Genomic DNA, 12,527 nt, shown 5'->3' on the forward strand with positions numbered 1-12,527 from the left:
GAGTGCGGGCACGTTCGTGCTCCGACCCTCACCCCAACCCCTCTCCCGGGGGAGAGGGGGCTTGAGGCCGTGCGGCGTTCGACTTACTTCGCGGCCGTTGCAGCCGGGAGATCCGCCAGCCCCAGCTGGTCGAGCATGAACGCATACATCTCCGACAACTCGCGGTAGCGGCGGAAGCGGCCCGACTTGCCGCCGTGGCCGGCGTCCATGTTCGTGCGGAACACGATCGGCGCCTTGCCCTGGTCCAGGTCGCGCAGGCGCGCGACGTACTTGGCCGGTTCCCAGTACTGCACCTGCGAGTCCCACAGGCCGGTGCCGACGAACATCGCCGGATACGCCTGCCTGCTCAGGTTGTCGTACGGCGAGTACGACAGCATGTAGTCGTAGTACTCCTTCTTTTCCGGATTGCCCCACTCGTCGTATTCGTTGGTGGTGAGCGGGATGGTCGGATCGAGCATCGTCGTCACCACGTCCACGAACGGGACCTGCGACAGGATCACGCGGTACCGGTCGGGCGCCATGTTGGAGATCGCGCCCATCAGCAGGCCGCCTGCGCTGCCGCCGTACGCGGCGACGCGATCGGCCGCCGCGTAGCCCTGCTTCACCAGGTCGTCGGTCACGTCGATGAAGTCGGTGAAGGTGTTCTTCTTGTGGAACAGCTTGCCGTCGTCGTACCACTTGCGGCCCATCTCCTGGCCGCCGCGGATGTGCGCGATCGCATACACCATGCCGCGATCGAGCAGGCTCACCACCGGGCCGTTGAAGCGCGGATCGGTCGAGCTGCCGTAGCTGCCATACGCGTACTGCAGCATCGCGGCCTTGCCGTTCTTCTCGAAGCCCTTCCGGTAGACCAGCGACACCGGCACCTTCACGCCGTCGCGGGCGGTCGCCCACACGCGTTCGGTGACGTACTTCTCCGGGTCGTAGCCGATGACGGGCTCGCGCTTGAGCAGCTTGCGCTCGCCGGTGAGCACGTTGACCTCGTACGTCGTGCCCGGCGTGGTCAGCGAGGTGTAGCTGTAGCGCAGCCACGGTGTGTCGTGTTCGGAATTGACCGACAGGCCCATCGAATACGCCGGCTCGTCGGCCTTCACGTATTCCTCGGAGCCGTCGTTCTTCAGCACGCGCAGGCGCTCCAGTGCGTCGGAGCGCTCGGCGATCGTGGTGAAGCCGTCGAACAGCTCGAAGCCTTCGATGAACACGTCGTCGCGGTGCGGCACCCACTCCTTCCACTGCTTGCGCGAGGTCGCATCGGACGGCGCGGTCATCAGCTTGAAGTTCGCCGCGCCGCCTTCGTTGGTGCGGATCACCCAGCGGTCGCCGAGGTGGTCGGCCTGGTATTCGACGTCGCGTTCGCGCGGCGCGAGCACGGTGAACTTCTCCGGATTGGCCGCCGGCGCGCAGCGCATCTCGCTCGACACCGTGCTTTCCACGCCGATGCAGATGAACTTGTCGTCGCGGGAGCGGTCGATGCCCATGTAGAAGCTGTCGTCCTTCTCCTCGTACACCAGCACGTCCTTCGACACGGGCGTGCCGAGCACGTGCTTCTTCACGCGCACGGTGAGCAGGGTTTCCGGATCGTTCTCGACGTAGAACAGGGTCTTGTTGTCGTCGGCCCAGACGAGGTTCGGCGAGACGCCGGTAATCTGGTCGCTGTAGACCTCGCCGGTCTCCAGGTTCCTGAAGCGGATGACGTACTGGCGACGGCCGACCGCGTCCTCGGCCCACGCAAGGATCCGGTTGTCCTGGCTGACTTCCCAGTCGCCGACGTTGAAGTAGTCCTTGCCTGCGGCCATCTGGTTGACGTCGAGCAGGATCTGCTCGGCGCCCTCCATCGTGCCGGCGCGGCGCGCATAGATCGGATAGTCCTGGCCGGTCTCGAAGCGGCTGTAGTACCAGTGGCCGCGCTCGCGGTACGGCACGGAGCTGTCGTCCTGCTTGATGCGGCCGACGATCTCCTCGTACAGCTTGTTTTCCAGCGGCTTCAGCGGCGCCATCACCGTGTCGGCGTAGGCGTTCTCGGCGTTGAGGTACGCCAGCATTTCCGGGTTCTGGCGCGCGTCGTCGCGCAGCCAGTAGTACTCGTCGTTGCGCTGCGCGCCGAACGGCGCCTTCACGACGTGCGGCTTCTTCGTGGCGTCGGGCGGCGTGGCGATGGCGGCGAGGGTCGGGGCGGTCGTGCTCATGAGAAGGGCCGAAAGCAGGAGGTGGGTCGGATTCATGGATGGGGTCCGGTTGTGCGTTGGACAACTGTGATCGGACTTTCAGCCCCGCCCCTGCTTGCAGGGCGGAGGTTGGGAGGAGGCGATGCGCGACAGCGCCGAGCTCACCGCTACGCGGCTTCGCCCCCTTCCCGACCCCTCCCCTGCGGGCAGGGGAGGGAGACTTCGTTACTTGCCGCTCAACTCATTCCACAGGAACGTAAACGCCAGCGCGCTCATATGCGCCGCCTGCGCATTGTTGGCCGAACCGCCGTGGCCGCCCTCGATGTTCTCGTAGTAGCGCACGTCCTTGCCGGCGTCGAGCATCTTCGCCGCCATCTTGCGCGCATGGCCCGGATGCACGCGGTCGTCGCGCGTGGAGGTCATGAACAGCGCCGGCGGATAGCTCTTCTTCGCGTCGAACAGGTGGTACGGCGAGAACGTGCGGATGTAGTCCCAGTCGGCCGTGTCCGGATCGCCGTATTCGGCCATCCACGACGCGCCGGCGAGCAGGTGGCTGTAGCGCTTCATGTCGAGCAGCGGCACCTGCACGACGACGGCGCCGAACAGTTCCGGATACTGCGTGAGCATGTTGCCGGTGAGCAGGCCGCCGTTGCTGCCGCCCTGGATGCCCAGGTGCTTGGTCGAGGTGACCTTGCGCGCGATCAGGTCCTGCGCGACCGCAGCGAAGTCCTCGTAGGCCTTGTGGCGATTGGCCTTCAGCGCGGCCTGGTGCCAGCGCGGACCGTATTCGCCGCCGCCGCGGATGTTGGCGACCGCGTAGACGCCGCCCTTCTCCAGCCAGCCCTTGCCGACGCTGCCCGAATACGCCGGCGTCAGCGAGATCTCGAAACCGCCGTAGCCGTACAGCAGCGTCGGCGCGGTGCCGTCGAGCTTCAGGTCCTTCGGACGCACGAGGAAGTACGGCACGCGCGTGCCGTCCTTGGACGTGGCGAAGTGCTGCTCGATCACGTTTTTCGACGCATCGAAGAACACCGGCATCGTCTTCAGCACTTCCGGGTTCGCACCGATCTGCGCCAGCGACAGCGTCGTCGGCGTCAGGTAATCGGTGGCAGTGAGCCACACCGCGTCGCTCTCGTCCGGATCGACCGGCGAAACGGCCAGCGTGCCGAACGTCGGCGCGCCGGTGAATTCGCTGCGCTTCCACTCGCCCGCCGCCGGCGTGAGCACGCTCAGGCGGTTCTTGACGTCATCGAGCACGTTGAGCACGAGGTGCGACTTCGTCCAGGTGTAGCTCGACAGCGACGTGCGCTCGGTCGGCGTGAACAACGCGGTGAACTCGCGCTTGCCGGCGATGAAGGCGTCGAAGTTCGTGGCGATCAGGCTGCCGGCCGGCCAGGTCCTGCCGCCCGCTTCGTACGGTTCGCGCAGTTCCAGCAGCAGCCATTCGCGATGCACCGACTTGCTGACCGAATTGGGCACGTCGATCTTCGCGAGCTTGCCGTCCGCGCCACGCAGGTAGAGCTCATCGTTGTAGAACGCCAGCGTGCGGCTGACGAAATCGCGCTCGAAGCCCGGCGTGTGATCGCGCAGTGCCGCGATGTACATGTCGGTCGGCTTGCCTTCGTACACCACGCGTGCCTGGTCGAGCGGCGTGCCGCGCTTCCATTCCTTGACGACACGCGGATAGCCGGAGCTGGTCATCGAACCGGCGCCGAAGTCGGTGTAGACGTAGACCGTGTCGCGATCGATCCAGCCCAGCGCGCCCTTGGCTTCGGCGCGGAAGAAGCCATCCTTCACCCAGGACTTGGTCGACAGGTCGAATTCGCGCGTGACGTCGGCGTCGGCGCCGCCGCGCGAGAGTGCGATCAGGCAGCGCGTGTAGTCCGGGCGCAGGCAATCGACGCCGTGCCACACCCAGTTCTCGCCTTCGGCCTTGTTCAACGCGTCCAGGTCGATGACCGTTTCCCAGCGCGGCTTGTCCTTCCGGTATTCCTCAAGCGTCGTGCGCCGCCACAGGCCGCGCTCGTGCTGCTTGTCCTTCCAGAAGTTGTAGTAGTAGTCGCCGATCTTCTCCACGCCCGGGATCTTGGCGTCGGAATCGAGGATCGCGCGGATGTCGGATTCGAGCTGCTTGAACTGTGGCGTGGCGGCCAGTTCGGTCTCGGTCGTCGCGTTGCGCGCCTTGACCCAGTCGAGCGGCTGCTGGCCGGTGACGTCTTCGAGCCAGGCGTAGGAATCGGCGGACACGTCGGGGGACTCCTTGGGTGCGGCGCCGGCCAGGGACGCGGCCGCGAGGCCTGCGGAAATCACCAGGCTCTGGCAGGCGGTCGTCAGCTTCGTCATCGGCGCTCCGGGTACGTGATTGGATCCGGAACGCTAGCACAGCGCGCGAAGGCCGCCGCCGACGCCGGACGTCGCGGCGCTGTGCCGGAGCGGGCGGCCCGCTCAGGCCGCCTGGGAGTGGCGCCGGCGCAGCATCGACGGACGGCGCCGGCGCGCCTGTGCCCCGCTGCGGCGACGCGCGCGCAGCGGCGCCGCCTCGGCGGCGGCCTCGCGCGCCGGCAGGCGGAAACGGTGCAACGCCCACCACGCGCACAGCGGCATGGCGACCAGCCACAGCGGCATCCAGCCGAAGGTCGGGCTGAAACCGCGCGCGGCCGGCAGCAGCGCGACGACGACGGCGCCGATCGCGACGGCATGGCGCAGGATGGCATCGAGGCCGGAGTGGGTGTCGGAACGGGTCTGCATGGCTGGGGCTCCGTTGGGATGGAGCCAGCGTGCGGGCGGGGGATCTCAGGGGCTGCGACAGTGGAGCCCGGATGGGGAATTGGCAGAAGCGGCTTTTGTACCAATGCGAACACGAGCGTGATCGCACGGCGCGCCTCACCCCAACCCCTCTCCCGGTGGGAGAGGGCCTCAAAGCTCACCGCTCGTAATTACTCAACGCCAGCTGCAGCAACGCGCGCGCCTGCTCGCGCAGCACCGGCGGCTCGACGATTTCCGCGTCGCTGCCGTAATGCATCACGTCCATCAGCAGCTCGCGGCCGGCGCTGTAGGGCACCTTCAGTTCGTAGCGGCCATCCGGCAGGAATCGGCCCTGCTGCTGCGAATGCCAATGCTCGTCCGCCACCCAGCGCGCGGCTTTCGGGCTGAACACGATCGTCGCCCAGCCCTTCGGCGTGCCGGAGAAGATGCCGTAGCTCGAAGCCAGGTGCTGGTCGAGTTCCTCGTCGGGCACGTCTCGCGCGGGCTGGTCGGAGATCTTGGCGGCGCTGATGCGGTCCACCGCGAAGCTGCGCAGCGCCTCGCGATTGTGGTCCCAGGCGTCGAGGTACCAGTTCTCGCGATAGTGGGTCAGGCGCTGCGGCGACACGGTGCGGCGCGTCTGCTCGTCGGTGGAACGCGCTCGGTATTCGAAGCTCAGCTGCTTGCGATCCAGCACCGCCGTGGCGACGGTGCGGAACGCGGTTTCGTCCAGGCGGCGCGTGCGATGCGGGATCACGCGCACGCGTTCGACCGGCACGCGACGTCCGCCGGCGTGTTCGTCGAGCAGCTTCTCGATGCGGTGCTGCAGCGGCGCCAGCGCATTGGACAGCACCCCGCCCCCGCTGCGCACCAGCAACTGTTGCGCGGCCAGCAGCGAATGCAGTTCCTCGGAGCTGAGCCACAAACCGGGCAGTTCGAAGCGCTCGCCTTCGCTGTGGTCGTAGCGGAATCCGGCCTCGCCGTTGCCGACCACCGGCGCCATCAGGTAATCGCGCAGGTACGCCAGGTCGCGGTAGACCGTGGCCCGCGAGCATTCCAGGTCTTCCTGCAGCCGCTGCACCGTGACCGGATAGCGCGCGGCGCTGAGGATGCGGTGAAGGGCGTGGATGCGTTCGATGCGTTCCATGGTCGCGGTCGGGGGAAGCGGTGAGGAAAGGATCGCACCGCGCCACGGTGGCCGCCAGCGCGCGGGCTAACTCCGGTTTAACCGGGCGCCCACGATACTGCGCCGGCGTCGTCAGGAGGTGTGCCCGCCGTCCCCCTCCGTCGTCCACCTCGACCAGACGCGTGACGTTGCACAACCGGCGATTTCGACGGCCGATCCGCTCGCGGAGCGTCGTGAACGGGATCGGACGCATGTCCGGCGGTCGCGATCCGGACGAACCTGCCGCGAGAACCGCAGGAACATCGGCGAACTGGCGCTCGACGGCGACAGCGGGGCGCTGCGCCAGCAGCTGGACTACGAACATCGCCTGTGTCGCCCCTGGCGTCGCGCAGGCACAATGTCGGGATGCGCCAGCCCGAGCCCGCCATCGACACCTCGCCCAGCGTCGGCGACGAGGTGAGGACCACCACCTGCTACATGTGCGCCTGCCGCTGCGGCATCAAGGTGTGGCTCAAGGACGGGCAGATCCGCTACATCCAGGGCAATCCGGACCATCCGGTGAACCAGGGCGTGCTGTGCGCCAAGGGGTCGGCGGGGATCATGCAGCACTACTCGCCCGCGCGGCTCGACAAGCCGCTGCTGCGCGTGGGCGAGCGCGGATCGGGCGAATTCCGCGAGATCGAATGGGACGAGGCGCTGGAAATCGCGACCTCGTGGCTGAAGCCGATCCGCGAACGCAATCCCGATGAACTGGCCTTCTTCACCGGCCGCGACCAGTCGCAGGCGCTCACCGGCTGGTGGGCGCAGCAGTTCGGCACGGTGAACTACGCCGCGCACGGCGGTTTCTGCTCGGTGAACATGGCCGCGGCAGGGCTGTACACCGTCGGCGGCAGCTTCTGGGAATTCGGCGAGCCCGACTGGGACCACACGCAATACCTGATGCTGTGGGGCGTGGCCGAAGACCACGACTCCAATCCGATCAAGCTCGGCCTGGGCAAGCTCAAGGCGCGCGGCGCGAAGATCGTCGCGATCAATCCGGTGCGCTCGGGCTATGGCGCGATCGCCGACGAATGGATCGGCATCCGCCCCGGCACCGACGGCCTGTTCGCCTTCGCGCTGATCCACGAGCTGCTGAACGCCGACCGCATCGACCTCGATTACCTGGTGCGCTACACGAACGCGCACTGGCTGGTGATCGACGATCCGGGCGGCGCGGAAGACGGCCTGTTCGCGCGCGATCTGGAAGGCCATCCGCTGTGCGCAGTCGAATCGCACCGCTTCGCGCGGGCGAACGACACCGGCATCCAGCCGCGCGTCGTCGGCGAGTACACGCTGCGCGATGGCCGCCGCGCGGTGCCGGCGTTTCATCTGGTCGCGCAGCGTTATCTCGATCCGCAGTATTCGCCCGACGCGGTGAGCGAACGCTGCGGCATTCCGGCCGATACGATCCGCCGCATCGCGCGCGAACTGGCTGACGCCGCGTTCGATCGCGCGTTCACCCTGCCCGTCGCGTGGACCGATGCTTGGGGCCGCCAGCACGACTCGATGCAGGGACGTCCCGTGTCGATGCATGCGATGCGCGGCATCAGCGCGCACAGCAACGGCTTCCACACCTGCCGCGCGCTGCACCTGCTGCAGATGCTGCTCGGCGCGGTGGATGCGCCGGGTTCGTTCCGCTACCAGCCCCCGTTCCCGAAGCCGCTGCCGCCGCCGAATCGCCCGGGCAAGGCGCGCCAGGCGAACGGCGTTCTCGATGCGGCGCCGCTGGGTTTCGTGCACGGGCCGGAAGACCTCGTCGTCGATGACGCCGGCGCGCCGCGGCGCATCGACCACGCGTTCTCGTGGGCGTATCCGCTGTCGGCGCACGGGATGATGCACACCGTCATCCGCAACGCATGGGCGGGCGATCCGTACCCGATCGACACGCTCATGATGTTCATGGCGAACATGAGCTGGAACTCGTCGATGAACACCGCGCAGACCATCGCGTGGCTCACCGACAAGCGCGACGACGGCGAGTACCGCATCCCGCGCATCATCTACGCCGATGCGTACGCGTCGGAGATGGTCGCCTACGCCGACCTCGTGCTGCCGGATACGACCTACCTGGAGCGCTTCGACGCGATCAGCCTGCTCGACCGGCCGATTTCCGATGCGGATGGCGCGGCCGATGCGATCCGTCATCCCGTGTTGAACGCCGCGGAGCAGCGCGAGGGCCGCGACGTTCGCGGCTTCCAGTCGGTGCTGATCGACCTGGGCGCGCGCCTCGGGCTGCCGGGCCTGACGAACGAGGACGGCTCGCCGAAGTATCGCGACTACGCCGACTACATCGTCCGCCATGAACGCGCGCCCGGCGTCGGCCTGCTCGCGGGTTGGCGCGGCGCGCACGGCGACGTCGAGGCGAAGGGTCAGCCGAATCCCGAGCAGTTGCAGCGCTACATCGATCACGGCGGCTTCTGGCGCAGCGAGATCCCCGAGGACGCGCGCTATTTCAAGATGGCCAATCGCGGTTATCTGGATTGGGCGCAGAGGATGGGCTTCCTCGGCCACGCCGATCCGATCGTGCTGCAGGTTTACTCGGAAACGATGCAGAAATTCCGCCTCGCCGCTCAGGGACACGGTTCCGTGCAACCGCCGGACGAACACCGCGAGCGCGTGGCGACGTATTTCGATCCGCTGCCCCTCTGGTACGAACCCTTCGAAGGCGAACAGACCACGCGTGAGGATTTCCCCCTCAGCGCCGTCACCCAGCGCCCGATGTTCATGTACCACGCGTGGGGTTCGCAGAATGCGTGGCTGCGGCAGATCGCCGCGCGCAACTGGCTGTACCTGCATCCGGACACCGCGGCCCGTCACGGCATCAAGGATGAGGACTGGATCGAGGTGACCTCGCACCACGGCACGATCACCGTGCAGGCGAAATTCGCCGCGAACGTGCAGCCCGACACCGTGTGGACGTGGAACGCCATCGGCAAGCGGCGCGGCGCGTGGGGACTGGGCAAGGATGCGCCGGAAGGCCGCGAGGGCTTCCTGCTGAACCACCTGATTTCCGACATCACGCCGCGCGGCGACTACGCCAATGCCGATCCGGTCACCGGCCAGGCCGCGTGGTTCGACCTGCGTGTGCGCATCGCGCGCGTGGCGCGGACCGGGGCGAGTTCGCCGCAGTTCGCACCGTTGCCGATGGGCGCGGCGAACGACGCACCGCTGCGCTACGGCGCGCAGTTCCGCGCCAGACGCGAAGGAATCAAGCAATGAAATCCGTCCGACTCCTGGCCGGCTGGCTGTGCATCGTCGCCGCCTTTGCGGTGATCATCCTGATCAGCTTCGGCGTGTTCGACCCCATCGGCCCCTCGGAAACGACGGGGTCGATCGTGCCCGTGCTGGTCGGCATGCTGCCGAGCGTGAGCTTCGGCATCGCCCTGTTCGCGATCGGCGTGTGGCTGATCAGTACCCGCAAACGCTGAAGATCCGCATGACCGACCTGCCGCCGCCGTCGAAGAAGAAACTCGGGCTCGTCATCGACCTGGACACCTGCGTGGGCTGCCACGCGTGCGCGGTCAGCTGCAAGGAATGGAACGCCGGCGGCTTCGCCGCGCCGCTGACCGACGAGCAGCCCTATGGCAAGGACCCGGCGGGCGTGTGGTTCAACCGCGTGCACAGCTACGAGGTCGCCGCGACGGAAGGCTGCGCGTCCAGCCCGGCGCCGCAGCCGGCGATGACGCTGCATTTCCCGCGTTCGTGCCTGCACTGCGAAACGCCTGCATGCGTGACCGTGTGCCCCACCGGCGCCAGCTACAAGCGCGCCGAGGACGGCATCGTGCTGGTCGACGAGGACAAGTGCATCGGCTGCAAGCTGTGCTCGTGGGCCTGTCCGTACGGCGCGCGCGAGTACAGCGCGGTCGAGGGCGTGATGAAGAAATGCACGCTGTGCATCGATCGCATCTACAACGAGAACCTCGACGAAGCCGAGCGCCAGCCCGCCTGCGTGCAGGCGTGCCCGACGCGCGCGCGGCATTTCGGCGACCTTGGCGATCCGGAGTCGAAGGTCTCCAGGCTGGTCGCCGAGCGCGGCGGCGTCGATCTGTTGCCGCAACTGGGCTACCAGCCCGTGAACAAGTACCTGCCGCCGCGTCCGCGCCGCACGGGCGAAGCGTCCGCCGCTCCCGCGCCGCAGGACGAAACCCTCGACACCGCCGCGCTGCCGCCGATGCTGCGCTGGCTCGACCGCGTGCTCAGCCGCTGAGTCCACCGCATGCATCCTGCGTTTTCCGTCCTTTTGTTCACCACGCTTTCGGGTGCGGGCTACGGCCTGCTGATGTGGGCCGGCGTGTTCATCCTGACGCCCTACGTGCAGGGCCGTCCGCCGACCCAGGGCGCACTGCCCGCCCTGTGGGCGGTGATGCTGGTGCTCGGGCTGGTCCTGACCACCGCCGGGCTGGTCAGCTCGATGTTCCACCTCGGCAAACCCGGACGCGCATGGCGGGCCTTCTCGCAATGGCGCACCTCGTGGCTGTCGCGCGAAGGTGTTTTCGCCGTGCTCACCGCGTTGCCGGTCATCGCGCTGCTCGGCTTCGTCGCGGTGCTGGTGGGCACGGGTTCGTATGCGGTCATCGGCAGCATCGCCGTGCCGATCCTCGCGGGCCTGATGGTGCTGCTCTCGGTGGTCACCATCGCCTGCACCGCGATGATCTACGCCTCGCTCAAGCCCGTCCCCGCGTGGCGCCATCCACTGGTGCTGCCGGGCTATTTCGTGTTCGCCATCCTCACCGGCTGGCTGGTGCTGATGGCGCTGGTGAACTGGGCCGGGCTGTCGGATGAAACGCTGGGCGTGATCGTGCTGGTCACCTTCGCGCTGACGATCGTCGCGGCGCTGCTGAAGCTCGCCTACTGGTACCGCATCGACCGCCAGCCGCTCGGCGCCACGCGCGGCGAGGCCGTCGGCCTGCCCGGCCGCGAGGTCGATCTGTTCGAACGCCCGAACACGCAGGCGAACTACATCAACAAGGAAATGGGCTACGTGCTCGCGCGCAAGCACGCGCGTCCGCTGCGGGCGGTCGCGCTGCTGCTGTTCGCGGTGGTGCCGATGGTGGCGGCGTGGTTCGCGTGGGCGAATCCCGACTTCGCGGGCCCGGTGTTCACGCTCGGCGCGCTGCTCGCGCTGGCCGGAACGCTGGTGGAACGCTGGCTGTTTTTTGCCCAGGCCCGGCACCTGGTCACGCTTTATTACTGAAGTGGCTGAATGGAAAGCGGTTTTTCGGAGCCGTCCCATTTGCCTGTAACCGTTTTCATGGGCAACATGGCGGCTTCCCAGTTGCCCCATTCACGACGATGCTCGGTGTGCTCGGGCTCGCCCTGCTAGGCGGCCCCTTCGTGACATTGCCGATGCCGGTCACCACCGGCGATCCGACGCTGATGGCCATCGCGAGCGATCCGGCGCAGATGCGGCTGTACTGCTTTTCCACGCGCTGCGGCGACGAGGAATGGCAGATCGCGATGTCCGCGCCGATGCCGGCCGAATCGACGACCGATGCGCGCCAGCGCCCGCTGCGCCTGCCCGGCAGCCAGAGCTTCGCCGCCCTCAGCGCCCCGGCCACGCCGCGCGACAGCAAGGCGCTGTACTCCAACGACTTCCGCATCGGCACGCGCTACAGCGTTCAGGCCGTGCGCAATGGACCGACCCAGCTCGGCCTGACCCTGGGCGCCGGCTACCGTCTTGCGCCGCTGTACGACGACGGCATCAACCAGCCGGGCCCGGTGCTGCGCGGCGAACTCAACCTCGGCCAGCAGATCGGCGAACGCGCGACGTGGACGCAGCGCGTGCAGTTCGAAAGCGGCCGGGGCGAGGCGTTCGTGAAGCAGTCGGTGAGCCTGGACGTGACGCTGGCGCCGAACTGGACGCTGGAAAGCGACTTCGCCATCCGCCACGACACGCAGACCGGCGGCGGCAAGGAAACGGCCGAGAGCAGCATCGAGTTGCGCCGGCGCTTCTGAGCGGACGGCCGTAGCCGAAAGGCTGTCGGCCCGCGCTCAGCCCGACACGAACACCGCGAACAGCAGCAGCACCAGCGCGGTCGCGGCGACCAGCGCATGCACGACCACCAGCCACGCCGGCAGCAGGCGTTGCCGCCACTTGAACGCCAGGCTGAGGATCGCGCCACCGCCCGCCGCCAGCAGGAACAGCACCAGCGCGATCAGCACCATCGGCGGCACCGGCTGCGTCCACAGCGCATAGACCACCAGGGTCAGGCCGGACGCCGCGAGCAGGCCGTGCAGCATCGCCAGCCAGGCGGGCGGATTGCGTTTGGTCGAGAAGCGGATCACGGCCATCGTCAGGCCGCCCAGCGCGGTGATGAGGAACAGGATCGAAGCGGTCTGGAGCATGCGCGGCTCCTCGTCTGGACCGTACTCAGCCTAGGCCCCGTCCGGTGAGCCGACCGTGTTGGGGGCGTGGATGCAGCGTGGTCCGTGGCCACCGGTGTCCGATGGCG

10 protein-coding genes are annotated in these 12,527 nt (G+C 67.8%); 5 read left to right on the forward strand and 5 right to left on the reverse strand.

The window, feature by feature from the left end; translation table 11 throughout:
- Nucleotides 1–83 precede the first annotated feature (83 nt).
- From I4U41_RS06475 to I4U41_RS06490, 4 genes are all read right to left on the reverse strand, one after another.
- Nucleotides 84–2,222, reverse strand: a complete 2,139-nt coding sequence (locus I4U41_RS06475) for a S9 family peptidase (RefSeq protein WP_242525008.1) — start codon at nucleotides 2,220–2,222, stop codon at nucleotides 84–86.
- A 168-nt stretch (nucleotides 2,223–2,390) separates the two neighbouring features.
- The gene (locus I4U41_RS06480; protein ID WP_206860263.1) at nucleotides 2,391–4,508 is read right to left on the reverse strand and encodes a prolyl oligopeptidase family serine peptidase; all 2,118 of its coding nucleotides are present in this window, start codon (nucleotides 4,506–4,508) and stop codon (nucleotides 2,391–2,393) included.
- Nucleotides 4,509–4,610: 102 nt separating this feature from the next.
- Entirely contained in the window at nucleotides 4,611–4,913 is a 303-nt protein-coding gene (locus I4U41_RS06485; RefSeq protein ID WP_206860264.1) for a hypothetical protein, read from the reverse strand.
- Between the two features lie 175 nt (nucleotides 4,914–5,088).
- A complete protein-coding gene (locus tag I4U41_RS06490) occupies nucleotides 5,089–6,057 on the reverse strand; it encodes a helix-turn-helix transcriptional regulator (RefSeq protein ID WP_206860265.1) in 969 nt (322 codons plus the stop codon).
- Between the two features lie 384 nt (nucleotides 6,058–6,441).
- Between I4U41_RS06490 and I4U41_RS06495 the strand changes: the two genes are divergently transcribed.
- The 5 genes from I4U41_RS06495 (at nucleotide 6,442) to I4U41_RS06515 (ending at nucleotide 12,030) form a co-directional block, all read left to right on the forward strand.
- Nucleotides 6,442–9,294, forward strand: coding sequence for a molybdopterin oxidoreductase family protein (locus I4U41_RS06495; protein ID WP_206860266.1), 2,853 nt, complete (start codon nucleotides 6,442–6,444; stop codon nucleotides 9,292–9,294).
- The gene (locus I4U41_RS06500) at nucleotides 9,291–9,503 is read left to right on the forward strand and encodes a hypothetical protein (RefSeq protein WP_206860267.1); all 213 of its coding nucleotides are present in this window, start codon (nucleotides 9,291–9,293) and stop codon (nucleotides 9,501–9,503) included. Before I4U41_RS06495 ends, I4U41_RS06500 begins: the two co-directional genes overlap by 4 nt.
- An 8-nt stretch (nucleotides 9,504–9,511) precedes the next feature.
- Nucleotides 9,512–10,282, forward strand: coding sequence for a 4Fe-4S dicluster domain-containing protein (locus I4U41_RS06505; RefSeq protein WP_206860268.1), 771 nt, complete (start codon nucleotides 9,512–9,514; stop codon nucleotides 10,280–10,282).
- Between the two features lie 9 nt (nucleotides 10,283–10,291).
- A complete protein-coding gene (locus I4U41_RS06510) occupies nucleotides 10,292–11,269 on the forward strand; it encodes a dimethyl sulfoxide reductase anchor subunit family protein (protein WP_206860269.1) in 978 nt (325 codons plus the stop codon).
- Nucleotides 11,270–11,409: 140 nt separating this feature from the next.
- On the forward strand, nucleotides 11,410–12,030 hold the full coding sequence (locus I4U41_RS06515) for a DUF481 domain-containing protein (RefSeq protein WP_206860270.1): 621 nt from the start codon (nucleotides 11,410–11,412) through the stop codon (nucleotides 12,028–12,030).
- Between the two features lie 36 nt (nucleotides 12,031–12,066).
- Here I4U41_RS06515 and I4U41_RS06520 read toward each other — a convergent pair whose 3' ends face one another.
- Complete coding sequence (locus I4U41_RS06520; protein ID WP_206860271.1) at nucleotides 12,067–12,420, reverse strand: hypothetical protein; 354 nt, start codon at nucleotides 12,418–12,420, stop codon at nucleotides 12,067–12,069.
- Between the last annotated feature and the right edge of the window lie 107 nt (nucleotides 12,421–12,527).

The organism is Lysobacter changpingensis, from assembly GCF_017308985.1.
GTDB classification, from domain to species: domain Bacteria; phylum Pseudomonadota; class Gammaproteobacteria; order Xanthomonadales; family Xanthomonadaceae; genus Lysobacter_J; species Lysobacter_J changpingensis.